Raw genomic sequence first — 25,095 nt, 5'->3', positions numbered from 1 at the left:
CAATAAAGGCGGCCTATGATCTATCAATGAAACTGACTATCATATTTAACTCCTGCAAGTGCAAAGAAGAGGCTTTTAAAAAGCTGGCTTTATGGTATAATGAAGTAGAAGCCGCTGGTATTGATTCTTTCAGATCCGTTGCCAGATCAATTGAAACCCACTATTTGACTATACTCAACTACTTTAACAACAGAAGTACCAACGCTTCTGCTGAAGCTTTTAATGCCAAAATAAAATCTTTTAGGGCTTCTGCCAGAGGTGTAAGAGATATTAACTTCTTCTTATTCAGACTCCAGAAAATCTATGCGTAAAAACCCAATCCCCCAAAAATTTAACTTGATCCCATCTACCGAGTTCTCCTCTTTTTTTAATCTGATGTAACGCCAATTCTATTATCTGTTCATCATCTGATTGAGCCAGTTTTTTTAATGCCTCGATATTATCCATTTCAGGCTGCGCCCCTATTGCATAAATGAGTTTACGGATGTAGGGATATTTATAATCCTCCTGCTGTAAATATTCTGGTATTGTATCTATTGCTTTCAATAAAACAGGAATACTTTCTTTTTCCGTATGGAATATACGCTGGAAAATTCCGGCTATATCCTCATGCTTGCTGTGCCAGTTACCCAGTATTAGATCTTTTAAAATAGTTCCAGTCCCTTCATCAAAAAAATCAAACCAAAAACCCACAAAAAAAGTGTTTTTCAGCAGTTTTTTATCTTTGTTTTGATTGGCTGTTTCCAAACTTGTTTTAAAATCAGCGTATGTTACCTTATTGCGGTAGCTGGAAAGTATCTCTTCTTCTGAAATTGTGTGATTCCAAAATAAATCCATCATTTCATTAATTATCATAACGCTCATCTTTACTTATAACCGGTAAAATACTTCATATCCTTCATAAACTTTATAATCACGGCCCTTTTTAGTGAAATTTCCAGGGCTAGGGTTAAAAGTTTACTATTTGCCCCGGGCTGTTTATCTTTGATTGTAAACCAGCCATATGATCACTACTTTATACAGATTAATTTTTTGTATTCTCTTATCAGCCCTGTCATGCGCTACGCAGGCTGCTGTTGCCAAACCTTCTCCCGGGGGCGATCCATTTGAAGCAATAGAAATTGTATATTCAGCTACTGCACACCCCGATATCAAAAAGATAAAAGCCTTTTGCAAAAGTCATCATATCCCGCAGTCGTCGGTTTACCAATGGCAGAACCGGGCCGTAATATTTGGCCACATACCCAATGTCAGGAATAACCAACAACGTTTGCAGCAGCTATTTCCCGCAGCAACAGTAAAATTGTATGAAAGTCCTTTTTACCTATTCAGTAATCAGGACAACTGCAGTAATAAAACACCGGCCAAAGAATGGGAGCATATCATCCTTACCGCCAACCTGGTATCCGATACCATAAAGCAGCGGGAGTATTTACAACATCATGCCACCCAATTCAAACAATGGCCCGAGATCTCGCAAGGCTTTTGTAATGCCGGTTTTCAACAGTTGCTGATCTTTAAGAACGGCAGGCAGTTGATGCTTGTTATCAGCATTCCTAAAGGAGCTGATTTTGAGAAAATAAATAGCAAGACCACCGAAAATAATCCACGCGTAAATGACTGGAACAAAATGATGGCACAATACCAGGAAGGAATCAGTGGTACCAAACCAGGAGAAACGTGGGTGTTTTTTGAACAAGCGAAATAAAAAAGTGCAACTCCAAATAATGAAAGGCAATCAGAAGCCCATTCATAGCGCATAAAAAAAGGACCGCGATTAGGCGATCCTTTTGAAACCTTTTTAGTATAGCAATAAATTGAGCAGTTACTATCTTGCTACATTATCTACAATTACAACAACTGCCGAAAGCCCGGCAAGAAGAGCAGGCACCCAGATCCGGGCATTTCCCGTAGCGTTAACTTTGGCGTTAGAGGGCTCTACGTAAATGATGTCATTGGGCTTTAAGTAATAATAAGGCGATTGCAGCACCTGGTTTGAATTCAGGTCAAGCCGCTTCGTTATTCGTTTCCCGCCCTCTTCTCTGATCAATACCACGTTATCTCTTTTCGCATACACCGTCATGTCGCCGGCAAACCCTAATGCTTCCAGGATATTTATACTTTCGTCAGGCACATTGATGACCATGGGGCGTGCAACCTCACCCAACACCGTTACTTTAAAATTCAGGTATCGCACGTTAACCACGGGTTGCATGAGATATTTTTTTTCAACGAGGATGGTGGTTATTTTTTCTCTTAACTGCTTTTTAGTTAACCCTGCTGCTTTTACCCTGCCAAGCATAGGAAGGTCAATATAACCTTCCTGATCAACCAGGTAACCAGAGGCCTGGGTGCTGGTGTAACCTATCACCTGAGTAGTTACGGCTACGGTTGTATTAAATGGTTGGCTGGCTGTAGCATTAGGACTGGTAACCGTAATGCTAAGCAGGTCATTTTTTTGAATAGCAGGCTCCAGTTTTTCCAAAATAGTCACTTCCGAATCTTTGGCATCTTTCAGATAAACGACTTTGTTGGTACTGGCACAGGAAGAAACTAAGAATGCGCATATCACCCCGGCGAGGGCATACCAGGTTTTGGTCGGTTCCATAAATATTATTTGATGAAGGTTGTTATTTAAAACTCAAGGGCTTCGCCTGTCATAATCCCATTATCTGGAATTTGATTAAATAACTTTGGATTTGTTGGAGCTGGATAAATGGATCAACAGCGGGTAGTGGAAGAACAGCGGATACGTTATATCAGTAAATGTAAGGGTATTTATTCAAACCTTCACCAAAAAAGAGCAGAAGTCCCATTCCGGTATCACCAGCATGGGACTTCTGTTTTATAATCTATTTTACAGCCCTGAATATTTTATTCGTATAGGAAGAATCGACATTCCCCGCAAACACCATAATACCGGCTTTGGTACCACCAGCTGGCTCCCAGGCCGCCGCAGCGGTAGCATTACTAAGGCTATTATACTGTTTGGAAACCCCGATCATCGTTTTCGAAGCCCCTATAACATTAGCCCAGCGGTTGAAGCGTGTAGTATTGTTTTCAAAATAGCCCATGTCCTCTACATAGTTTAGGTAGGCCGCAACGGTAGTGGATTGACCGATAGCAAAACCGGCCCGTGCACCGTCGTAAATCGCTGCGGTATAAATGGTGCCGGTGGGATTGGAAGACCGCGGCCCAAAATACAATCCGAATTCCTTAATCAGGTTGGTGTAGTTGGTGTTGGCGGCCGTATTGCCCATGTGCTCTACATCCAGGGCTATTCCGTCAAAATGCAGCGAATCGACAACGCAGGCTTTAACAAATGCGGCAAACTGGTGATAGTTCAACTTCGTTCCGTTGTACGTGGTAAAAGGAGTAGTGGTATTCCACGAATTGGCATCATCTACATTCCACAGTACCTTAACCCCACGCGATTGCAGGACCCTTGCATCTCTTATAATGGAAGCATAAGAGGTGTAGTTGGGATTAACGGTAAGGATATAACTGCTCCTGCTGCCGTAATGAACCGAATCGGCCATCTCCCAGGGCGTTCCCTCGAAGAGGACCACTTCATTGGCTGCGTTCGCAAAGTTGGTTAACGGAAGCTTTACGGCCGGAGTGCCGGTAGGCGTTGCATCAAATGCGTAATAAACTATTTTGTGATTGGGTGGACTGGGAATGGCAAAAACGGCCAATTCAGTATGAAGGTTTGATCCACTGCCGGATAAGGAAGACGGGTCGTCCTTCAAACCCAATTTCGAACAGGAATTCATGCTCATGGAGAGCAACAACACGGCGGCAGCGTGAAGCCACCTCCGGTTGCAGGCAAGATGAAGTTTCATAATCGTTAAATTTGGTGTTGGAATTGATTGTGCGATCACAAAATTAGCGCAAAATCGAAAATGGCTCTACTACCTGGGTGGACTATATGCTCCTTTACTTCGTTTATTCGGCACTGAAATGGAATGTTGCCGGACGAAATTATTGCAATTTTATATATGTGGGCGCAGCCTGTACAGAATGCCTTAGTTGTTTATTTATAAACCAAAAATGATATCTTTATCCATATTCAACATCGTTTCGCCACCAACTAAATCGATATGAGAAATTGGTTTTTACTATCAGTCACCTTAGTTTCATTTGTTGCCTGTAAAACAAATACTACCGAAAAACCCTTCATAGCCATTGAAGGGATAGATTCAACCCGCCAGCCGGGTGATAATTTTTTCAAATATGTAAATGCTAAATGGTATGATACCGTGCAAATACCGTCAAGCCAGTCGGGCGTAGGTGCCTACCGGTTCATGAACTTTCAGCAGCGCCTCCGGTTACAAAGTATCCTGGACAGCGTATCGAAAAGTAACAATGCGCCGGGCAGCCTGGAACAAAAGATCGGTGATTTCTTTGCTTCCGGAATGGATACCAATACCATCAACCAGCGTGGCTTTGAGCCACTCAAAACCGGGTTGGATAAGATCAATGGCTTCACCAGTATAGCTGACATGCTTTCATTCATCGCGGCACAAACCCAATTGTCCAACTTCTCCCTCATTGCGTTTCAGGTAGCACCCGATCAGGAAAACAGCAGTATGAATATGGGGCATATTGTTCAAACGGGTATCGGCATGCCCGACCGGGATTATTATTTCAAAACCGACTCTGCCACCCTTGCTATCCAGCAAGCCTATACCAAATACCTCGCTGATCTTTTTATGTTGACTGGAAGCGATCCCGCATTGGCACAAAAAAACGCAGCGCTTGTTTACAATATCGAAAAACAACTGTCAGCGTCACATAAAACCAATATTGAAACACGGGATATAAAAGGCAATTTTCATAAAATGGCCCTGGCCGATTTAAATAAACAGCAGGTCAATATCGGCTGGACGACTTACTTCAAGAATCTGGGCGCCACTATGGACTCCCTGGATGTGGCCCAGCCACAGTATTACGATAAACTAAACACGCTCCTGAAATCGATCCCGCTGGCGGATTGGAAAATATACCTGAAAGCAAATTATATCAATAGTTATGCAGATTACCTCAGCAAGCCTTTTGTAGATGCATCCTTTGGCTATAACAAGGCCTTAACGGGACAAACCGTACAAAAATCACGCGGCGAGATCATGGCCAGCGCGGTAGATACTTATCTGGGGCAGGCATTGGGACAATTGTATACAAAACTATATTTCCCGGAGTCTGCTAAAAAGCGGATGCTGGAGCTGGTGAATAACCTGCAGAAAGCGTTTTCCAACCGGGTTGACCAGTTGGATTGGATGAGTGACAGCACCAAGCAAAAAGCAAAAGAGAAATTATTTGCCATCACTAAAAAGATCGGATATCCTGATAAGTGGCGCGAATACGGTAAAGTGACTATTGTAAAGAATAAATATTTTGAGAATGTGATAGCTGCCGCTGCGAACAACTTTCAGTATGACCTGGCCAAACTGGGAAAACCGGTTGATAAAACAGAGTGGTTCACTACCCCATCCACAGTCACAGCGTATAACAATCCTTACGCCAATGAGATCGTGTTCCCGGCCGGCATTCTGCAGTCACCTTATTTTGACAACAATGCCGATGACGCGCTTAACTATGGAGGTATTGGGATGGTAATCGGGCATGAAATGACGCATACCTTCGATGACCAGGGAGCCCAGTTTGATAAAGACGGAAATGTAAAAAACTGGTGGACAAAGCAAGACTATGAAAAGTTCAAGGCCAAAACCCAACAGGTCATTGACCTATATTCTACATTCACCGTGCTTGACAGCGTTCATGTAAAAGGCGCGCTTACAGTTGGAGAAAATACAGCGGACATAAGCGGCGTTGCGGTAGCGTTTGATGCTTTTAAAATGACCAAACAGGGACAGGATACCACGAAGATCGGCGGGTTCACCCCCATTCAGCGATTCTTCTTTTCTGTAGCCAAGATCTGGCGGGTGAAAATGAAAGACGAATACCTGCGCTACTGGATAAACAACGATCCCCATTCGCCACCCATGTGGAGAGTGAATGGCCCACTCATGAACCACCCGGCCTTTTACTCAGCCTTTGATGTAAAACCAACTGACAAGATGTATCTCGCTAACGATAAACAAATCAGGATCTGGTAAATCGAATTTGGAAGGACTGTTATGCAGCTCTCGAAAAACGTAAACGGCAGGCGAAATATAATGATTTCGCCTGCCGTATTTTTTATTCCATCTCTTTTAATTGATTTTCCTGGAAATCTCTTTTCCGATCTCATAAGGTATGATCACGCCTATAGTAAATGACATGATGATAAAAAGAGTCAGTGCCCCATTACGCACCGTTTCTGAAAGTGTACGGGAAAATTCAGCATCTACATTACCGGTCAACTTTATCAGTCCATACATGGTGCGATAAGCAAACGCACCCGGAACCAGGGGGATAACCGGGGGGATAGCGAAAATCATGGGTGGTTCATTACGTACGTAAGCTATGATCACACTATAAATACCTACTACCAGCGCTGCGAGAAATGTGGCCAGTATTATGGAAGAGGAAATATAGAGTAATACACTGAATTTGATAAATCCTACAATGGCGCCACCTAACCATACAACAGCCAGGTATTTCTTTGGCACATTAAAAAGTATGCCGAAGCCAAAGGCAGCACAGCCAACCCAAAAAGATTTGAATAAAACATTTAACAGTTCCGGCATTATCCTTTCAGATTTAAAATGACAATGGTGGTTAATAAACCCAAGGCGATAGCAAGTATATGTATCAGGGCATTGACTCCTCTTACTATTCCACTCACCGTGCTTCCCTCAATAAGATCGGCGAAAGAATTTATCAACAGCACACCCGGAATGAGAAACAACACACTGGTTGAGAAGGCATTTACCGGCGTGACAGCTAAACCGGCAAAATTAAAGAAGCCGGTAAAAAGGGAGGCTACCGCTGCTGCTATATAGGTGCAGATAAAAGGATTGGGGTTTGACTTTGTCAATTGCTGTTTTACAAACAAGCCAATAAAGGTGGCGCTGAACGTGATGGCCATTTCAATATACCCGCCGCCGAAGGTATAACACGTGGCGGCGCCGGCAATGCTCATAAAAAAAAGAATGATCAGCCGGGAATAATGACCAGCTGCCTGGCACTTAATAAATTCGTTCTTTAGTTCCAGTATTGTCCAGCCTTTTTCAGCCGCCACCCAGCTTAACCTGCTTATCCCTGAAATTACGGTAAAGTTGATGCCGGAGATGGAAGTGCTGCGAATATCATTGAATAGGGTATTCCCCTCTTTATCATCTAAAACAAGAGAAACCGATCCGGACGCAACGATGATATGCGGTACATACTGGTAAACCGCCGCCAGTTCAGACATGGCTACCCTTACTCTGTCGTTATTGGCACCAGCTTGTAAAAGAGAGATCCCAACATCGAGCAACAAAGTACCAAATGCATTGCTTTCATTCACTGTTTTTAAATAACCAGCTTCCATATACTTATCCCTGTTTCATTTCATTCCCCGTATGCCAGTTTTGACGCCATAACAAAATTTACGATATTTTTTTCTGGGCTGAAGGCAGGCTTACTGTTTTACCGTAAAATAAAAAGTGATAAACAGATAACTAATAGCATTTACTACTGAGTAATGATCACATCCGCTATAATGGGCAAATGATCAAGGTCATTTAGCCCGGTATTAGGTGCCATTACATTCATGATCTTGATATTTTTACTGGTAATGATATTATCTATATGGCGATTGAGGCCATCTTTCATACCATCCAGTTTAATGTTTCCCGATGCGGTGGCAAACCAACCCTGGCTTCCGCCGTTGGCAATATTAAAACCTGCAGCCTGAAAGCGTAAAATCTCAGCATCTGAAGAGTTGGTATCGCCAAAGCAAATGAAATATTCATATTTTTTCAAAGTGGCAATGATCGAATCCAATGCCGGAAGATGCCCCTGCACCTGCCAGGGAATATGGGTGCTTATAATATGAACTGTTTTATTCCCTACTTTCAACTCACCGCTAATGGCATAATAATCCTGAAACCAATATTTCTGCTGACAATTCAACAACTGGTAATTGGTGGCAATGCCATTGTAGATCCAGGCATGCTCATCGCCAAAATAAACGTTGTTGTAGTACGGCTTCAGCAATTCATTTTCGGCAATGAATGTGCTGTCCTGGTCAAAATACCGGTTCCACTCCTGTACGGCAAAAAAATCCAGGCTTTGTTCACCGATCCATTTCCGCCAGCCTAACATTTCCTGCCGGATGTATTTTCCGGTTACCTCTTTATTATCGGGATAAAAAGCTTTTCCTCTTACTTCCAGTCCCCCCTTCATACCCTGGTTAAAGTGTCCGACATTATAAGACCCTACCCTTAACTTCAACGGGGCAGTACCGGATAATTGCGCCATAATGTTTGCCATGTATACAATGGCCGTAAAAAACAGTATTAGTTTCTTTTTCATTAGATCTTATTGCTTGGGCTGATTTACTTTAATTGAATCTTTAGTGGTGGTACCTACTGCATCGAGATAGCTCAGTAAAATAGTAGCGCTGCGGGCTGCGGCCGTGCTATTACCAGCCACATTGAATGACAAATTACTATTATCGATCTGCAGGCCTGAGATCCAGTCCGTTCCATTGGCATCGTAGTTGTAGTTTACAGTCATAAGCTCCAATGGGAGGTTGGTACTGATAGGTGTTTGTATGGCACCGCCTGTAGCGCCCCCCGATACAGCTGTAGCGGTAATGCTGATCTTAGGTACTATACCTCTTTGTCCCAGCCTGATGGTATCTGTTTTGTCGCCTGCTTTTACCAGCAACCGGCCAATACGGGGCAGGTTGGCGCTGTTATCAGTCACGGCAACAACAGCATACGCAACACCGCTGCCTGATCCCGTTTGAACAGTTAACCAGGGTGTATCATCGATCGATTCCACAGTCCAGCTTTTGTCTGAATAAATGATCATTTTCGTGGTATCAGCTGGCCCATTTAGTATTATAAATCTTGAATCGAGCGCAAGATATGTTTTAAATGTGTCATCCTTTTTTGAGCAACTTGCTACCAGCGTTATTAAAAAGGCGAAGGCTATTATTATTATTCGGGTCATGATTTTGAATTTATAAATTATACGCATCATTTGTCAGGGCTCCTTTTGAACGATCGATCTCTGCCTGTGGTATCGGATAATACTCATGGTAGGGGCGCAGATTTGTTTTAATGGCTTGCACTTCAGTTGCTGATGTAGCGCTTACCCGTGTATAAAAGTCACCCCAGCGTACCAGGTCCCATTTGCGGCCATATTCTCCCATCAATTCGCGGGCACGTTCTTTTTTTACTTCTTCCAAAAACGCTGCCTTGCCGGGATAGCTTGCCAATACAAAATCGGCTTTAGCCCTTGCTTTTACTTCATTGAGCGCCTGCATCGCCGTGGCGGCATCTTCTTTTTCATTGGCTGCTTCGGCCAGCATCAGCAAGGCATCGGCATACCGGAATACTTTCTGATTATTCCCATCATTAGCCAGGCTCATATTGGGACACCAGAATTTTGGGCCAGGCCATGGCTTACCGGTATAATTATTGGCTTTAGGTCTGTTGAACCAGGTACCATTATAGGTGTATGCCAAAATCATATTTCTTCTGGGATCAGCGGCATCGTACAGGGAGATCAAATAGTCGGTAGGCGTAACCGTAGTATAAACAGTAGCTGTTGTACCCAGCTCTGAAATAGTAACCCCATCATATACCGCAACTCCGGTAGCCCGGGTTGGGGTTAACTGCGTTGCTACGTCAGACACCTTTATAATACCTGTTGAAGAATAATTGTATTGTATCTCAAAAATGGACTCCGGTTTATTCTTGCTCCGGAACCAGGTATCGTTTAATGAATACTGCGACAGCGCACCATAAATGCCTTTGAGCTTTTGCATAGCATCTATACAAACATCCCATTCTTTGTTCCACAATGCCATCTTACCGATCAGGATATACGCAACAGCTGCCCCTACCCTGTTATTGGCAATGGCTGAACTTTTTGTTTGCGGTAATTCGGGCGCCCAGCGCTGCAGATCGGCAATCAGGCTGTCTCTGGTATCTTTTGCAGACATTCTTCCCAGTACCGCTACTTTTAAAAGCGCATCAAAACTGGCGCTCGCATCATCAGTATAAAAAGGCACATCGCCAAACATGCTGGTAAGGATATAATAATACATCGCCCGCATGGTAGCCGCTTCACCAATCAAAGCAGGTTTCTTTGCGGCTGCAATAGCAGTAGAATTTTCAATTCCGGCAATAGTGGCATTACAGATCATAATGCCATTGTATGCAGCCGTCCATACATCATCGCCAAATCCGGGATTGGAAGGCGACATGCCAAAGACCTGGTCTACCGTGCCGGAAGTAAGATAAGCCAGGTCGCTGGTATATTCTGTTGCACAGATCAACCCGCCACTGGTACCGCTGAAGATATTGTACAGTTTTAGATAACAGGCATTCACAGCAGCTTGTGCCTGAGCCTCTGTTTGGTAAAATGTAGACGCATTGGTGAAACTCTCGGGCTTTTCATCCAGAAACTTGCTGCAACTACTGGTACACAAGGCCAGAAAAGCGAAAACAGCCAGTGAATAGATCTTTATCTGTTTCATGTTTTTTTAGAATTTAAGTTCAGCGGTAAATGTTATTGTACGGTTGGGCGGGAAAGCACCATTGTCTATCCGGCGCAAAGCAGAATTACTGCTTTGGGTAGACACCTCCGGATCGAACCCGTTATAGTGTTTCAACAGGAACAGGTTGCTGCCGTTCAACGAAAGCGCTAATGATTTCAGTTTTTGGTTGGTGAGTTTTGACAGATCGAATGAATACCCAATCGATGCTGCTTTCAACCGTAAAAAAGAAGCATCGTGTACAAACCGGTCGTTGGGGATCTCATCTTTTGAATCAGCTCTTGGTATATCTGAATCAGGATTTCGTACAGGCTGCCAGGCATTGGTCATATAACTATATTGATTATTCAGGTATACGCCCGTTCCCATAAACATTTCAGCAGGATTATACAATCTGCCACCCAATGAATAGTTTAAATAAAACGACAGGAAAACATTTTTATAACGAAAGGTATTCTGAAGACCGCCATACACATCGGGATCGGCATTACCCAGGTATACCATATCATCGGTATTTAACAAGCCATCATTGTTCTGATCGATATAACGTTCACGCCCGGGAACTAAAAAAGCCGCTGAAGCCGAAGCATATTTCTTATCTGTTTTATTCTTGTCTATCTCGGCCTGACTTTTCCATACCCCTGCATATTGGAAACCGTAAACGGCATTCAGCGGGTAGCCTTCCTGGTAACCATTGATCATATATTGCGCACCATAGGTATATGTGTTGGTAACAACCCTTCCAACCAGCCCTATCGCATCTACCATTTGTTTATTGTGTGCAATGGTAAAGCTGGTAGACCAGCTAAAGTCGCGTTTGCGGATAACATCGTAGTTAACCGTCAGTTCAATACCCTTGTTGGATGTTTTACCAAAATTCATCAGCCTTGAGGCAAAGCCTGTCTGGTTGGGCAGCTGCACCGTCAGCAACAGGTCAGAGGTATTGCTCTTATAAGCATCTACCGTAACACCAAGGCGTTTATTGAAGAAGGAAAGGTCAACGCCTGCATTATAGGTACTCGTCTTTTCCCATTTAAGGCCGGCATTGGCCAATCCGGTAGGATAAAAAGCCACCGGCTGGGTACCACCGAACAGGTAGCCGGATGTAGTGGAACTCAGGCGGTCGAGCGACTGGTACCGGGCAATGGCATCATTACCCGATGTACCTGCACTTAGCCGGAAGGCAAATTCATCCAGTTTGGCGCCTTTCATGAAATTTTCATTCAGCACATTCCAGCGAAAACCTGCTGAAGGAAAATACGCCCATTTATTATTGGCGGCAAAGTTGGAGGCACCATCCCTGCGCAAAGTAGCAGTCAGGTAATATTTTTCCGCATAATTATAATTGATACGGGCCAGGTGCGACATGCGGCTTTGCATTTCTTTCGACCCGCTGACAGTCAGGTTGTTTTTGTTAGGGATAGATCCTATATCCCATAAAGCAGTTTCGTCTATATAATAACCGGTACCGCTTAATGCTATCCGGTTAAAATTCTGCTTTTGTATGGTAAATCCATACAGGGCATTGAAATGATGGTTGCTGCCAAAATTGTGATTATAAGTGATCGTGTTTTCATTCAGGAGATTATTATTCCGCGTCACACTTTTAGAAGTGGCCGGACCGGTAGTAGCCCGGCTGGGCATGGTGGAAGGCACCAACGCGTCAGCAGAACCCACATAGTTCGAATAAGAAATGGTAGAACGCAGCAACAGATCTTTTATAGGCTGCACCTCCATGTACATCATAGAACCCAGTGTTCCATCATTCAGGGTATTCTTTCTCAGTGTCGCTTCAAACATAGGAGAATCGAATACGGCGCCAGAATATTGTTGTGAATTCCAGTCGTTCAGGGTACCATCTGGATTATAGATGGGAACAACAGGCGCCACCATGGTGTAGTTCACACTCCAGTTGGCATAGGCACCTAAATAACGCAACGGTTGTTCCTGTTTAGCATTGGAATAATTTAAACGCACACCTGCTTTTACATACTTACTAAGTGTTTGATCGAGGTTCAGGCGAAACTGGTAACGCTTCATGCCACTGTTCAGGATCACCGCGTTGATATTATCATAGTTACCGGAGAAATAGTACCGGGTATTTTTATTGCCACCTGAGGCACTCAATGCATAATTTGAAAAACGTGCACGACGGGTTATGGCCCGTTGCCAGTCGCTGCCCTTACCCAATGAAAGCGGATCGGGATAGGGATAGTCTTCCAGTGGCTTTGTCTGGTTGGCAGTACTGGTAAAGTAAAACCGGTCATTCTGTAACTGGGCAAACTGCGTAGCATCCATCACTTTCAGGTAGCTGGCCATTTCCGCAAAACCCTGATTTGTTCTGGCTGTAAAATCAGTTTTACCACCCTTATCGGCTCCGCTCTTGGTTGTAATGATGATTACCCCGTTGGCACCCCTTGAACCATATATGGCGGTAGAAGAAGCATCCTTTAGTACGCTGATGCTGGCAATATCAGAAGGATTCAAATCATTTAAACTGTTAATGCCATCCATTACTCCATCTACTATATAAAGCGGTTCATTACTTGCAGTGATAGACCGGGTACCACGGATACGTACAGAGGCTCCGGAACCGGGCTGGCCATCAGTCGACATAAACTCTGCCCCTGCAATTCTGCCGGCAAGCATTTGGTCAACACGGGGAACCGGAATATTCTGCAGATCGCGCATTTTCACGGTGGAAACAGCGCCCGTAAGGTCTTTCTTCCTTGCATTGCCATAACCAATGGCCACTACTTCTTCCAGATTGTTGGCAGACACACTCAGCTTTACCTGAACCGGTAAAGATCCTTTTCCCGCTTGTATCCGTTTCTCTTCGAAACCAACAAAGGATACTACCAGTACATCAGCACTTTTTGCCTCGATGGTAAACTCACCGGTTGAACTGGTCTGTACAGATCTTTTGGTGCCTGCAACTCTTACTGTAGCCCCTGAAAGCGGTCGCCCTTCTTCGTCAGTAACCTTTCCCGTTACGGGGTCTGTTGCCACCGACGGCGCAGGTTGTTCCGTCACCCCTTTTTCCGCATTGATCTTCTCTTTGATGGTAATAGTTTTACCACTCACTTCATAATACACCGGCTGATTGGTCATAATCATTTTCATAAAATCCTCTACCGGCATATTCTTCACCGATACAGTTACCGGTTTGGTATGCTGCAATAATGCCACATTGTAAAACACCACATAATCGGTTTGCCTTTCCAGTGAAGCAAATACTTCCTTCAAGGTAAAGTTGCGTCCCGATAAAGTGATGGTCTGCGATTCGGCTTCTGTAGCGCGCACCTGCAGGAACGCGGCTGTCATCAGCACCATAATCAATTTCATTGCCATTAGCTTTTTGGTAAAATGCCTGAAGGGCTTACCCATTAAGTAAGTACTCATGGAGGGGAGAGTTGAATTTAAAATTGAGCAATATGGAGTTCAGTTATTAATTAGATAATTGGCTGCTAACAATCAATTTTCTGTCCTCTAGCCTGAAATTCACCTTTGATATTTCCAGGATCCTGAGCACCTGAGACAGGTTCAGATCGCGTTTCATTTTTCCGCCAAAGACAATATTGGGCACATTGTTTTCGTACGCCACCTGTATATCGTACCACCTTTCCAGTTGACGCATCACCGCTTTAAGATCAGCATTCTCAAAATTGAAGATGCCTTTTCGCCAGGCAATTACCTGGTCAAGATCCGGAGAATTGTTTATGGTGAGTAGTGAATGGGCAGTGGTGACCGGGCTGCCTATTGCAATGGCTTGCTGACCAGGTTTTAATATTGCCGATTGTGGATTGCGGCCTGCCGATAACACCACTTTCACGCTTCCTTCCAGCAAGGTTGTTTTGATTGCCTCTTCATCATCATAAGCGTTCACATTGAAATGGGTGCCGAGTACCTGTACAGTAGTACTGCCCTTGCTTACGATAAACGGCTTGTGGGCATTGTGCGCTACTTCAAAATAGGCTTCCCCCTGCAGCTCTACCTTTCTTTCGGCGCCTGTAAATGCAGTAGGGTATCTTATTGAACTGCCTGCATTCAACCATACATCTGAACTATCGGGCAGCACCAGGTGAAATATTCTTCCTTTAGGTGTGGTGAGGGTGTTGTAGCTGGCAGTACCGGAAGTATTTGCTTCATATGTCACCACGCCTTTATTCAGTTTTATTGTTGATCCACTTTGGTAAATAACATTCTGCTGCATACTATCCAATAGAATGGTCCTCCCATTATCGAGTGTAAGAATGGCGCCGTTGGCAGCCGGCGTTATTTCTTTTACAACAGCCAGCTGTGTAGTATTCGTGGCTGCAGGTCGTGTAAGCAGAAAATACAGACCGCTGCCCAACAGCAACAGGATGGCAGCAGCAGCCTGCCATACAAATGGGAACAGTCTTTTTGTTTTTGCTTTCCCCGGTTTTAGGCGTAGAATAACCGACAGGATCTCATTGGCCTTCTCATTAGGTACCGCCAGATCTTCATCCATGGTGTTGATAAGAAGATCCAATTCATCATGTAGCATGGAATCATTTTCCGATAAAGCGATCAGCGTAAACAATTCCTGTTTTTCGTTATCGGTACAGGAACCCTCAGCGTATTTGCGGAACAATGTTATAAAATCAGACACAGACAGTGAGTTTACAATACAAGACTCCTGTTAAAAAAAGATGGGGGGGCTGAAAACTAAAAAAAATGTTCGTGTAACAATTTCTTAATATTACGAAGCTGTAGCGGGAAACAATTAATAGAGGTCCTTAATAATAAGCAGGGTTGCATAAACACCTAAGTGAGCAAGGCAATACGTACGAACGGAATACATAGCTTCTGACAAATAATGTTTCACTGTTTCGGGCGACAGGTTCAATTCCTGTGCAGCCTCTTCCCTTTTCATACCATACTCTTTGATGAGCATGTACACTTTTTTCTGTTGAGGCGGTAATTGGGCAACTGCCTTTTGCAGCACGTCCTGGTATTCTTTATCCAGCAAAAAATCATGCGGGGTTGACTCCAGCAAAAGGTTATTTCCTTTTTCAAAGGAATTCTCTGCTTCTTTTCGAAGCGCCATTTGTTTCAGCGTACTGAAGACCCTGTTACGGGTAATGGTAAAAAGCCATGCCTGAAAAAGCTTTATCTCAGGAAGTTCTTCCCGCTTCATCCACACCCTTAGAAAAACATCCAGTAATATTTCGTCAGCAACATCGGTTGAACCGGTAAGGCGGCAGGCAAAGGAATAGATCTTATTGCGGTAATGATTGAATATTTCACTGAAGGCTTTTTCATCGCCTTCCGCTGTGGCCTGTAGCAGAACATTTTCTATATATACCTTTCCCATCCGTAATAAACCTTGGTGCAAACTTAAAATTCATGGTTATCTTTTACCTTTCTCCCAGAGAAACTTTACAATTTTTTAATATAAAACAAACAGGCATCCGGTTTGTAGCGCTGTAATTACCCGTTCACTTCAAACCTTTGTATATGAACAACAAAACAACTATTGAAGAACGCGCTGCCCCTTCCTACTGGCTCACCCGGTTTATGATCCTTCGTATGCTGGGTCTTATTTATGCGATCGCCTTTCTGGTGGCCATCAACCAGGTACTGCCCCTCATTGGTTCACATGGATTGCTTCCGGTTAGTTTGTACATAAAAAGCATCAGCCAATGGCTGGGTTCCAATGGTGCTTCATTTATAAAATTGCCTTCCATTTTCTGGTTCTGGCATACCGACACCGCGTTGATAACAGTTTCGTGGATCGGGTTTGTGCTGTCGTGTTTAGTGGCAGCCGGGTTTGCCAATGCAATTATTATGGCGCTGCTGTGGGTGTTGTACCTGTCACTGGTTCATATAGGGCAGGAATGGTACGGCTATGGTTGGGAAATTCAATTGTGTGAAACCGGCTTTCTGGCCATCTTTCTTTGTCCGTTGCTCGATATGCGTCCTTTTCCCCGGCGGGCGCCTCCCTTTCCCATTATTGTGCTGTTCCGTTGGTTGATTTGCCGGTTAATGCTGGGCGCAGGACTGATCAAATTGCGGGGTGATGAAGTATGGCGCAACAGCACCGCGTTGTATTATCATTTCGAAACACAACCTATTCCCGGTCCGTTAAGCCGCTGGTTTCATTTTCTGCCACACAGCGTTTTAAGGATAGGCGTATGGTTCAACTGGCTCGCAGAGCTGGTAGCGCCGGTCTTTGCTTTCTGGCCCCGCCCCGCAAGGCATATTGCCGGAGTGATCATGATCTTATTACAGCTTACCCTGATTGCCAGCGGCAATCTTTCCTTTCTGAACTGGCTGTCCATCATTCCGGCCCTGGCGTGTTTCGACGATGGCTTCTGGACAAAACTACTTCCCAAAAGACTGGTGCAAAAAGCTGATGCTGCCCGAGAAACCGCTGTCTATTCAAAACCCATGCAAACAACCGCCTGGGCTGTGACCCTCATTGTTGGACTGCTCAGTATTCAACCCGCAGCAAACCTTTTCTCCTCCAAACAGATCATGAACACTTCCTTCGATCCGTTTGAATTGGTGAATACGTATGGCGCATTCGGGTCGGTAGGCCAGGAACGCCTCAATGTAGTGTTTGAAGGAACCGCGGATAACGACTCTAGCGACAATGCTCACTGGCAACCTTATCTGTATAAGGGGCTACCGGTGCTACTCAACCAACCATCGCCGCAAGTAGCGCCTTATCAATTGCGGCTTGACTGGCAAATGTGGTTCGCAGCCATGTCAACTGCCGATGAATATCCCTGGACTTTACACCTCATATACAAATTGTTGCACAACGATCCCATGGCAACCAGTTTGTTTGCACAAAATCCTTTTCCCCATAACCCACCTAAGTACATTCGGGCAATTTTGTATCGCTACCGGTTTGCCAAACCAGGCAATGCCGAAGGCAACTGGTGGTCGCGTGAACAACTCGCTATTTGGTTACCGCCTTTATCGGCTGGAGATTCCAGCTTGTTGATATATTTGAAAAGAGAAGGCTGGTTGCAATAACCCGGGCACATGCACAATTTTATAAAATGGGTACCCGATAATTTATGATTTAGATCAATAAACAGGCGCTTTAATGGTTTATTACCTGGCTAAACGATGACCTTGAATAGTTTGAGCATGCATTTCAAAACGATTCTTATAATTTGATTCAAAAACGTTCGACATGCAGCCAAAACTTTTTTCTATCGTCGTCTTATCCACGCTTACTTTTTTTATTTCCTGTAAAAAGGACTATGACTGTGGTATAGATAAACCATCAACGGGAAAGAAACCGCAAGCTGATTTCACATTCAGTTTAAATAACAGCAGACAGGTGCCATGCACCGTGACTTTCAATAACACCTCCACCTACAGCAACAGTTATATATGGTATTTCTCAGGTACCGACGTATCAAACAACAAAAACGAAAAACGTACCTATAATTCGCCGCGAACCTACTCGGTAAAACTGGTAGCAATGAATGCCATAGGCAGGGACAGTGTAATAAAAGAAATAACAATTGCCCCTATCCTGAATTCAGTAGTAGTTTACCTTATAACACCCAGAGGCAAACAGTTTAATCAAAGCTACTATACTGCATTAAAAGATGCAACCACGAATATACAGGCCTGGTATAAAACACAGATGGGGAATAACAAAACGTTCGTGTTAAATCCGCTGGTAGTTGATACATTAACGGGCTTACATGACAGCACCTGGTATAACAGTGACAATGGAAGCATCAGCGGAACAGATCCCCGCTTTTATGCTTACAATAACACGTACTATGAAATGCAACAATTATTAGGCAGTTCTTTTAACACTACAAACTATGCCTATTTTGTTTATGTGGCTGCACCGGGCGGCGGAGCCGGATCAACAGGCTTCTGTGCAATGGGCGATCAGGACTTAAAGGGCCTCCTTGGTTTAAACCCCGAAAACCCAGATCCCAACAGATGGATTGGCGGCGGCGGACATGAATTAGGTCATGCCTTCGGGCTGCCTCATCCGGATAATATGAATGATCTGGCAATCATGTGGACAGGCTACCTGATTTACCCCAACTGTATACTTCAACAAACTGACCGGGATATTCTAAACGTCAGTCCTTTCTTTAAATAAGCAATGAAATAACGAAAAAGAAAAGGCTTCGCCTACTTACAGACGAAGCCCTTGTTACTAACCTTTATTTTACTACACTTATCTTCCCTGTTTGTGACCACGATGATTGCGGCGTTTTTACCATGATCTGGTAAGTATATATACCGGATGGCAGGGCAGACACATCGAAGTCCGTGTAATGCATGCCCGCCGGTTTGGTGGCATCAACCAGCGTTGAGATCTTCCTGCCCAGCATGTCGTAGATGCCTATGGACACCTTGCCTTCAACCGGCAAATCATATGAGATTTTTGTTGTAATAGCTACCGGATTAGGCGCCACAAATACCTTAAAGCTGGGTGGTATGGTATTCCTGACTCCTGTACCTTCTGTGTCGCTTGTAATAAGTGGAGGAAGTACCGCATCAGGCTGCCCATATTTAATAGTGGTAAGATCGAAATTGTTGGTATTTCCGGTACTTAGCCCCGTTACATATACATTGCGGTCTTTGTCAACAGCTATGGGATGCGATGTATACAATCCAATAAAGATCGCCGTGCCATCGGCGCCATTTCCCGGGCCATTATATCTTGCCACCGATTGTTCATGGCCAGACAGATTGTATTTAATGGTTGCAAAATCATATCCCGTGCCAATACCTGTACTTCGCCCGGTTACATATACGTTATGATCTTTGTCAATGGCAAGGGCACTTGCCTGGTCATTACCATTGGCCGGCCCGTTATATCTTTTTAACCAAAGTTGTTGTCCGTATACGTTGTATTTGATAGTAGCATAATCAAAATTCGTTTCATTTGGCCCCGCAGCACTCCAGCCTGTAATGTAAACATTCAGGGCTTGGTCTACCGCAATTGACCAGGGGACGTCGGTGGAATTACCGGGGCCATTGTATCTTGCGGACCACAGTTGTATACCATTCCGGTTATATTTAACAGTGGCATAGTCTGCGGCATCTTCCAGATTACTGCCGGCGCTGTTTCCGGTTACATATACATTCCCCAGCCTGTCGACTGCAATGGCTTGTCCCTGATCAAAAAAATTGCCGGCAACAGGCCCATCATACCTGGCTACCCATTGCTGAACCCCATTCGTATTGTACTTGACGGTGGTCATATCCATATCTTCCTCATCGATGTCGATACCGGCAGGGCTTCTACCCGTTACATACACATTGCCATCTTCATCCAACGCTAAAGCATTGGCGCCGTCGTTACGGCCCGGGCCATCGTACCTGGCCACCCATAGCCGCGTTCCATTGGTATTATACTTTATAGTGACATAGTCGGATGTCAGATCGGCGCCCAGTCCACCTTCCCCGGTAATGTATACATTACCTTTACTATCAACTGCAATGGATTTCGCCCAGTCGAGCGTATTTCCGGGGGTGTTATACTTTGCCGACCATTGCCGTACGCCAGCTGAATTATATTTTATGGTAACCATATCGAACCCAGTCCCATTACCCTGGCTCCTTCCGGTAACATAAGCATTGCCATCGCCATCTACAGCTATTGAAAAGGCTTCATCATCTCCGTTAGCAGAACCATTCCAAACGGTTTTCCAGAGTACCTGGCCGGCAGGACTGTATTTTATTGTTCTGTAATCCAAACCCGATGTAGTGCCGGTAGTGCTTCCCGTTACATATACATTACCGTCTTTGTCAAGCGCCAGCGATCTGGCCCCGTCACTGCCGTTTCCGGAACCGTTATAGCGCGATACCCATTCCTGGGACAATTGCGAAAAACTAATGTTGGCTAAAATAATACAGGCAGTAAGCAGCAAATGCTTCTTGAAGCGTAAAATTGTCCTCATAGTCCAAAAATTTTAGAATTGTTTTATAGAATGCATCATCACAGGGAACTCGTTTATTTTTCAAGAAAAGTATTTTTGGACAAAGAGAACCAACCCTGTTACCGGCTAACCGGACAGCTAATAGTAAAAGTTTTTGACGATTTGAATCAGGCGCTTGCCATATAAAGTATGGCCGTAGATTTAGAAGTGTCCTTATACAGGAGAGGTAATAAACAATACAAAGTAAAGATGTTTTGATGATTCAGGAAACTGATTGAAATCAGGAATTCGGAATCCATCTCCCTCCTTCCATACAAATGTAAGTTGGTTTTATGCAGAAACAATCGTTTGCATGTCTAAGATGGTCTATAACGGTTTATGTCTCCTATTTATGTCTACAATGGTATATATATGTCTTACATGGTTATGGGAAAAACATGGTATTGTTCGGGATGGCGCCGGTAATCACGGGGTGTGGTACCTGATTGTGTTCGGAAGTTGTTCGGATTCTCCCTGGGAATGTTCGGGTGTACACAGGGAAAATCCGAACAAAGTCCGAACAATGTGGGGATCAAACCCGGCTCAATACCGGTTGAAGAACATTATCTCGGACACATACACTATCCTTGATGCTACCTCAATGCTTTCTCGGATTCCGAGGCTCCATTGAGGATCAATGGAGGCTCCAAAGAGGAGGATCAGAAAACCGATCCCCGGTTTTCTACCTTTCGTCACACGGTTTTCCTCGAACCGTCACACGAAAATTGAGTTTTCCGAGGCGACATTGCATTTCATCCCACCATTTGCCTCGAACCGTCCCATGTCTTTCCGAAGCCCGTCACATTTTGGGAATTGGAAGTAAAATATAGCCTTATATTCGCAGGGACAATAGATCATTTGCCTATGAACTCAATATTTTACAAACAGTCCGGCCGTTTATTATTACTGGTTTTATTGCTTCTAAGCTGTAAGTCCGGCATGGCACAATCCGACAGTTATCTTCCGGCTGACAAAGTGGCCAGCGACTTTACCAGTTTGTTGAAAAGACCCGCTACTCCATTCCGTCCTTCCTTTGAGGTTACCCGTACCGATTCCGTTATTATCGAAAAGGGATTTATTTATTCAGAAGCCAACGAAAAGATCCCCATCCTCATTTACAAACCGGTTCATACCAAACTGAAATCATTTCCGGTTGTTATTTGCCTGCACGGTACTGGCGGCAACAAAAGCCAGGGCGATATAAAGCGGTTTTTGTATAAATTCTCTACAATGGGCATTATGGGGATTGCTATCGATGCCCGGTACCATGGCGAAAGACTGACAGACAGTTTAAAAGCAACAGGCGGGTATGTGGGCGCTATTACCCGGGCCTGGCAAAACACCGACAGCAGTCACCAGGAGCATCCGTTTTATTTTGATACCGTATATGATCTCTGGCGGCTGACCGACTACCTCATCACCCGGCCCGATGTTCAGCCCAAACGCATTGGCATGACAGGTATTTCCATGGGTGGCATTGAAACCTGGATGGCTGCGTCTGTTGACAAACGAATTAAAGTGGCCGTGCCGATGATCGGGGTACAGAGTTTTAAATGGTCGCTAGAAAATAATAAATGGCAGGGCCGTGTGGGTACTATCAAAGGAGCGCATCTACAGGCTGCAAAAGACCTGGGCGATTCTGCTATCAACCAACAAAACATCCTTCAACTCTGGAACAAGGTCGTTCCCGGCATAACCGGCGAATTCGATTGTCCTTCCATGATACGGCTTTTCGCGCCCCGACCCCTATTGATCCTGAATTCAGAACTTGATCAGAATTGTCCGCTCCCCGGGGCTAAGATAGCTTTTAGCGCAGCTGCAGCAACTTATGAAAGCGCTCATGCAACGGATAAGCTAAAAATTTATGTAGCTCCCAATACGCCGCATAAAGTAACACCTGAGCATGAACAAATGATGTTTGAGTGGTTTGGGAAGTGGTTGTGAGGGGGGTAATAAAGTTAATCTGTAATCCATACAGCAATACGCAAAACACACTGCTATTCATTAGTTTATGCATAAATCGGCAAAAGAACTATATTTGATTGATCAAATAACAATTCGTGATAAAAGAAGTAAGAATTAAAAATTTCAAGTCTGTACAGGATTTAACGCTTCCCTTAAGTCGATTTAATATTTTGATTGGATCAAACGGTTCTGGTAAATCTAATATTTTAGAAGCCATAGCGTTTGGAGCCGCAGCATCTGCGGATAGGCTAGATAATGAATTTTTAGGATCAAGAGGAATTAGAACGTCAGAAGCTCGTTTAATGAAAAGTGCTTTTACTGATGGTACATCTCCAGAGTCGATTGAAATAAATTTCAGGATTATCGCAAGAAATGAAATCGGAATAGATTATTCACATACAATTTTTGAAACAAAATCTCCTATTCCGAAATGGAGTGTAAAAGAAAATGAAACCAAGTATAACATTCTCCAAAATGTTGTGCATCTGCTAAATAAGTTAACTAAAGAAATTAACGATTTTGATGTTGAATTAGAAAAAGCAAAATTGGAAAATATCTCTTTGGAAAAAAGTAACCTATTAAATGATAAACATGTAAAGCACAAACAAAAAATTGCGGAGTTAGAGAGTTTATTACATGCATCTGAGTTAGTAGATCATAATAATATTTTATCAAATTTTATAATTTACAGTCCAGAACAAAGTTCCTTAAGAAAACTTGAAGAGGAAAGTCAAATACAACCATTAGGAATCAAAGGAGAAGGACTATTTAACCTACTTCAAATTTTCAATGAAAATTATGGACAAGAAACAATCAATGAAATAAAGAAGTATTTGCATATTATTGAGTGGTTTGACGACTTCGAGGCAGTTTCTGATAAAACAACAGAAAGAAAAAGCTTAATAGTAAAAGACAGATTTATACCCAGTTTGTCTTTAAACCAACACAACGTAAATGAAGGGTTCCTTTTCTTATTATTTTATATTTCTTTAATCATAAGCAAAGAAACCCCTGCTTTTTTTGCCATTGATAATATTGAAGCGTCTTTTCATCCTCGACTTTGCGAGGAGTTAATAAAACAATTAGTTGAGCTTGCAAAAAACCATAACAAACAACTGATCTTAACTACTCAAAATCCACACGTATTAGATGGCCTTAATCTGCAAGATGTTGAACAAAGCCTATTTGTTATAAGACGGAACTCCGAAGGAGAAACAATTGCAGATAAAATAACTAAACAACCTAAAAATGTGAAGTTATCTGAAGCGTGGATAAGAGGATATATTGGTGGTAATCCAGAAACTATTGAATAATGATTGCATTTGCCGGTGAAGGATTAACAGATTTTATTGTAATTAAAAATCTGCTAATTGGCTTTTTTAACGATAAGAATTTGCCTGTAACGAGGCTATTGCCAAAACAAACTGAACCAGTAGGTTGGGGCAATCTATTTAACTATCTATCTACGCTGGAATTTAGAGAAGGGGTAGATTATAGTGATTATACAATAATACAGGTCGATACTGACAAATGTGAAGAGTGGAAAGATGACTTAAAACATATAGGCGATGACGACTCACAAGTTTCGACTTTTATAGACAAAGTAATAACTTCATTAATAAAAAGGATTGGCAGCGATTATTATTATGAAAATGAGGATAAATTTTTATTTGCAATTTGCATTCATGACATGGAGTGTTGGTTAATGCCCTTTAATTCAAATCAACCTGCTCATTATTCGAAAATGGTAGGTTGTCAAAAGGCTATCGAAAACATAGCTATAAAAAAAGGATTCTCAATTCATCAAAAAAATTATGAAGAAGGCAAATCTTACCAAACCTTATCTGAGGATATGAAAAAGAATAAAATTTTAATGCAGAAACATGCTCTTAACCCTAGTCTTAAAATATTTATAGAAACCCTACAAAAGGCATTCCCTGAAAAAAGATCGCAGAAAGAAATTATCTAATATAGGCTCCCCACTTGTTAAAACCCTCTTAATTACCCCGCAACAATAAACCGGGTCGTCAATTATCCATCTGATAATTAACAACCCGATTTTATGAAAACAATTTTACCCCTTGCTGTTTTAGGCATAACCGTTGCCAGTCTTTCCAGTTGTAGTAAAGGTACCTATACCCCTCCACCTCCGCCGCCACCTTTTATCGTTGGCTCCTGGTCTATCACCAATTCTTCAGAATTGGAAAGAACCGATTCCAACTGGTATGAGGTGGAAAGTGGTTTTGATGATGGTGTTTTTACCTTCTATCAAAACGGAAACGCCGAATACGCTATTGGAAGTAATACGTTAACCGGTACCTGGGCCTTACACGATTTTAATTCCGGTTATTTTGCTTCGGATGGAAATTATTATGAGGCCAACCACCACCAACTTTCAATCAATGTCTCCAACTATTCCGGAACTGAGACCATTGACCTGGCCGTGGACGTGGATACCTGGGGAGACACTTTTACCGGTTCTATTCATTACAACGATTATGTTGATTTTTTCGAGTTCACAAGGGAATAACACCC

General features: G+C 43.3%; 21 protein-coding genes. 9 read left to right on the top strand and 12 right to left on the bottom strand.

What is annotated here, in order from left to right; translation table 11 throughout:
* The coding region (locus tag BMX95_RS11465; RefSeq protein ID WP_143067611.1) for a transposase at window positions 1-311 on the top strand (311 nt) is incomplete at its 5' end.
* On the opposite strand, the gene BMX95_RS11460 is transcribed toward BMX95_RS11465, so the two are convergent.
* Window positions 286-855 carry a hypothetical protein gene (locus BMX95_RS11460; RefSeq protein ID WP_143067610.1) on the bottom strand — a complete coding sequence of 190 codons (570 nt, stop codon included), beginning with the start codon at window positions 853-855 and terminating at the stop codon, window positions 286-288. The genes BMX95_RS11465 and BMX95_RS11460 overlap by 26 nt on opposite strands.
* A 148-nt stretch (window positions 856-1,003) precedes the next feature.
* On the opposite strand from BMX95_RS11460, the gene BMX95_RS11455 reads away from it, so the two are divergent.
* Complete coding sequence (locus tag BMX95_RS11455; RefSeq protein WP_081204591.1) at window positions 1,004-1,708, top strand: L-rhamnose mutarotase; 705 nt, start codon at window positions 1,004-1,006, stop codon at window positions 1,706-1,708.
* Window positions 1,709-1,828: 120 nt separating this feature from the next.
* Here the strand turns inward: BMX95_RS11455 and BMX95_RS11450 are convergent, their stop codons facing one another.
* Together BMX95_RS11450 and BMX95_RS11445 are read right to left on the bottom strand one after the other, a co-directional pair.
* Window positions 1,829-2,608, bottom strand: a complete 780-nt coding sequence (locus tag BMX95_RS11450) for a polysaccharide biosynthesis/export family protein (RefSeq protein WP_081204590.1) — start codon at window positions 2,606-2,608, stop codon at window positions 1,829-1,831.
* A gap of 244 nt (window positions 2,609-2,852) precedes the next feature.
* The gene (locus tag BMX95_RS11445) at window positions 2,853-3,842 is read right to left on the bottom strand and encodes an EndoS/ChiA family endoglycosidase (RefSeq protein WP_081204589.1); all 990 of its coding nucleotides are present in this window, start codon (window positions 3,840-3,842) and stop codon (window positions 2,853-2,855) included.
* Between the two features lie 258 nt (window positions 3,843-4,100).
* Here BMX95_RS11445 and BMX95_RS11440 point away from each other — a divergent pair, with 258 nt between their 5' ends.
* Window positions 4,101-6,116: a M13 family metallopeptidase gene (locus BMX95_RS11440; RefSeq protein ID WP_081204588.1), complete on the top strand. Its 2,016-nt coding sequence runs from the start codon at window positions 4,101-4,103 to the stop codon at window positions 6,114-6,116.
* 96 nt (window positions 6,117-6,212) lie between these two features.
* Here BMX95_RS11440 and BMX95_RS11435 read toward each other — a convergent pair whose 3' ends face one another.
* From BMX95_RS11435 to BMX95_RS11400, 8 genes are all read right to left on the bottom strand, one after another.
* On the bottom strand, window positions 6,213-6,689 hold the full coding sequence (locus tag BMX95_RS11435) for a threonine/serine exporter family protein (RefSeq protein ID WP_081204587.1): 477 nt from the start codon (window positions 6,687-6,689) through the stop codon (window positions 6,213-6,215).
* On the bottom strand, window positions 6,689-7,474 hold the full coding sequence (locus BMX95_RS11430) for a threonine/serine exporter family protein (RefSeq protein ID WP_081204586.1): 786 nt from the start codon (window positions 7,472-7,474) through the stop codon (window positions 6,689-6,691). The genes BMX95_RS11435 and BMX95_RS11430 overlap by 1 nt, the downstream gene beginning before the upstream one ends.
* 143 nt (window positions 7,475-7,617) lie before the next feature.
* Window positions 7,618-8,460, bottom strand: coding sequence for an endonuclease/exonuclease/phosphatase family protein (locus BMX95_RS11425; RefSeq protein ID WP_081204585.1), 843 nt, complete (start codon window positions 8,458-8,460; stop codon window positions 7,618-7,620).
* A gap of 6 nt (window positions 8,461-8,466) precedes the next feature.
* On the bottom strand, window positions 8,467-9,105 hold the full coding sequence (locus BMX95_RS11420; protein WP_081204606.1) for a BACON domain-containing protein: 639 nt from the start codon (window positions 9,103-9,105) through the stop codon (window positions 8,467-8,469).
* Window positions 9,106-9,115: 10 nt separating this feature from the next.
* Window positions 9,116-10,639 (bottom strand): RagB/SusD family nutrient uptake outer membrane protein, encoded by a 1,524-nt coding sequence (locus tag BMX95_RS11415; protein WP_081204584.1) that lies wholly within the window; start codon window positions 10,637-10,639, stop codon window positions 9,116-9,118.
* A gap of 6 nt (window positions 10,640-10,645) precedes the next feature.
* Window positions 10,646-14,059, bottom strand: a complete 3,414-nt coding sequence (locus BMX95_RS11410) for a TonB-dependent receptor (RefSeq protein ID WP_242673268.1) — start codon at window positions 14,057-14,059, stop codon at window positions 10,646-10,648.
* 46 nt (window positions 14,060-14,105) lie between these two features.
* Window positions 14,106-15,290 (bottom strand): FecR family protein, encoded by a 1,185-nt coding sequence (locus BMX95_RS11405; RefSeq protein WP_081204583.1) that lies wholly within the window; start codon window positions 15,288-15,290, stop codon window positions 14,106-14,108.
* Window positions 15,291-15,404: 114 nt separating this feature from the next.
* Window positions 15,405-15,995 (bottom strand): RNA polymerase sigma factor, encoded by a 591-nt coding sequence (locus tag BMX95_RS11400; protein WP_081204582.1) that lies wholly within the window; start codon window positions 15,993-15,995, stop codon window positions 15,405-15,407.
* A 143-nt stretch (window positions 15,996-16,138) separates the two neighbouring features.
* Here BMX95_RS11400 and BMX95_RS11395 point away from each other — a divergent pair, with 143 nt between their 5' ends.
* Window positions 16,139-17,665, top strand: a complete 1,527-nt coding sequence (locus BMX95_RS11395) for a lipase maturation factor family protein (RefSeq protein ID WP_081204581.1) — start codon at window positions 16,139-16,141, stop codon at window positions 17,663-17,665.
* Window positions 17,666-17,828: 163 nt separating this feature from the next.
* A complete protein-coding gene (locus BMX95_RS11390; RefSeq protein WP_081204580.1) occupies window positions 17,829-18,767 on the top strand; it encodes a PKD domain-containing protein in 939 nt (312 codons plus the stop codon).
* Between the two features lie 64 nt (window positions 18,768-18,831).
* Here the strand turns inward: BMX95_RS11390 and BMX95_RS11385 are convergent, their stop codons facing one another.
* Entirely contained in the window at window positions 18,832-20,577 is a 1,746-nt protein-coding gene (locus tag BMX95_RS11385) for an SBBP repeat-containing protein (protein ID WP_081204579.1), read from the bottom strand.
* Window positions 20,578-21,534: 957 nt separating this feature from the next.
* On the opposite strand from BMX95_RS11385, the gene BMX95_RS11380 reads away from it, so the two are divergent.
* The 4 genes from BMX95_RS11380 to BMX95_RS11365 all read left to right on the top strand — a co-directional run bounded on the left by BMX95_RS11380 (window position 21,535) and on the right by BMX95_RS11365 (window position 25,090).
* Window positions 21,535-22,539: an alpha/beta hydrolase gene (locus tag BMX95_RS11380; protein WP_242673266.1), complete on the top strand. Its 1,005-nt coding sequence runs from the start codon at window positions 21,535-21,537 to the stop codon at window positions 22,537-22,539.
* Window positions 22,540-22,655: 116 nt separating this feature from the next.
* Window positions 22,656-23,873, top strand: coding sequence for an AAA family ATPase (locus BMX95_RS11375; RefSeq protein WP_081204577.1), 1,218 nt, complete (start codon window positions 22,656-22,658; stop codon window positions 23,871-23,873).
* Window positions 23,873-24,529, top strand: a complete 657-nt coding sequence (locus BMX95_RS11370; protein ID WP_081204576.1) for a hypothetical protein — start codon at window positions 23,873-23,875, stop codon at window positions 24,527-24,529. The genes BMX95_RS11375 and BMX95_RS11370 overlap by 1 nt, the downstream gene beginning before the upstream one ends.
* Window positions 24,530-24,622: 93 nt before the next feature.
* Window positions 24,623-25,090, top strand: coding sequence for a hypothetical protein (locus BMX95_RS11365; protein WP_081204575.1), 468 nt, complete (start codon window positions 24,623-24,625; stop codon window positions 25,088-25,090).
* Window positions 25,091-25,095 lie beyond the last annotated feature (5 nt).

Origin of the sequence: Niastella yeongjuensis (assembly GCF_900110245.1) — a bacterium.
Taxonomy (GTDB): domain Bacteria; phylum Bacteroidota; class Bacteroidia; order Chitinophagales; family Chitinophagaceae; genus Niastella; species Niastella yeongjuensis.
The sequence above is the reverse complement of the archived record's forward strand: the minus strand, read 5'-3'. Positions and strand labels throughout refer to the sequence as shown.

Excerpts from the sequence above, each read along its gene's own strand:
- BMX95_RS11460 (WP_143067610.1), bottom strand. The coding sequence starts at position 855 with ATGATAATTAATGAAATGATGGATTTATTTTGGAATCACACAATTTCA.
- BMX95_RS11455 (WP_081204591.1), top strand. The coding sequence starts at position 1,004 with ATGATCACTACTTTATACAGATTAATTTTTTGTATTCTCTTATCAGCC.
- BMX95_RS11450 (WP_081204590.1), bottom strand. The coding sequence starts at position 2,608 with ATGGAACCGACCAAAACCTGGTATGCCCTCGCCGGGGTGATATGCGCA.
- BMX95_RS11445 (WP_081204589.1), bottom strand. The coding sequence starts at position 3,842 with ATGAAACTTCATCTTGCCTGCAACCGGAGGTGGCTTCACGCTGCCGCC.
- BMX95_RS11440 (WP_081204588.1), top strand. The coding sequence starts at position 4,101 with ATGAGAAATTGGTTTTTACTATCAGTCACCTTAGTTTCATTTGTTGCC.
- BMX95_RS11435 (WP_081204587.1), bottom strand. The coding sequence starts at position 6,689 with ATGCCGGAACTGTTAAATGTTTTATTCAAATCTTTTTGGGTTGGCTGT.
- BMX95_RS11430 (WP_081204586.1), bottom strand. The coding sequence starts at position 7,474 with ATGGAAGCTGGTTATTTAAAAACAGTGAATGAAAGCAATGCATTTGGT.
- BMX95_RS11425 (WP_081204585.1), bottom strand. The coding sequence starts at position 8,460 with ATGAAAAAGAAACTAATACTGTTTTTTACGGCCATTGTATACATGGCA.
- BMX95_RS11420 (WP_081204606.1), bottom strand. The coding sequence starts at position 9,105 with ATGACCCGAATAATAATAATAGCCTTCGCCTTTTTAATAACGCTGGTA.
- BMX95_RS11415 (WP_081204584.1), bottom strand. The coding sequence starts at position 10,639 with ATGAAACAGATAAAGATCTATTCACTGGCTGTTTTCGCTTTTCTGGCC.
- BMX95_RS11410 (WP_242673268.1), bottom strand. The coding sequence starts at position 14,059 with ATGAGTACTTACTTAATGGGTAAGCCCTTCAGGCATTTTACCAAAAAG.
- BMX95_RS11400 (WP_081204582.1), bottom strand. The coding sequence starts at position 15,995 with ATGGGAAAGGTATATATAGAAAATGTTCTGCTACAGGCCACAGCGGAA.
- BMX95_RS11395 (WP_081204581.1), top strand. The coding sequence starts at position 16,139 with ATGAACAACAAAACAACTATTGAAGAACGCGCTGCCCCTTCCTACTGG.
- BMX95_RS11390 (WP_081204580.1), top strand. The coding sequence starts at position 17,829 with ATGCAGCCAAAACTTTTTTCTATCGTCGTCTTATCCACGCTTACTTTT.
- BMX95_RS11385 (WP_081204579.1), bottom strand. The coding sequence starts at position 20,577 with ATGAGGACAATTTTACGCTTCAAGAAGCATTTGCTGCTTACTGCCTGT.
- BMX95_RS11380 (WP_242673266.1), top strand. The coding sequence starts at position 21,535 with ATGGCACAATCCGACAGTTATCTTCCGGCTGACAAAGTGGCCAGCGAC.
- BMX95_RS11370 (WP_081204576.1), top strand. The coding sequence starts at position 23,873 with ATGATTGCATTTGCCGGTGAAGGATTAACAGATTTTATTGTAATTAAA.
- BMX95_RS11365 (WP_081204575.1), top strand. The coding sequence starts at position 24,623 with ATGAAAACAATTTTACCCCTTGCTGTTTTAGGCATAACCGTTGCCAGT.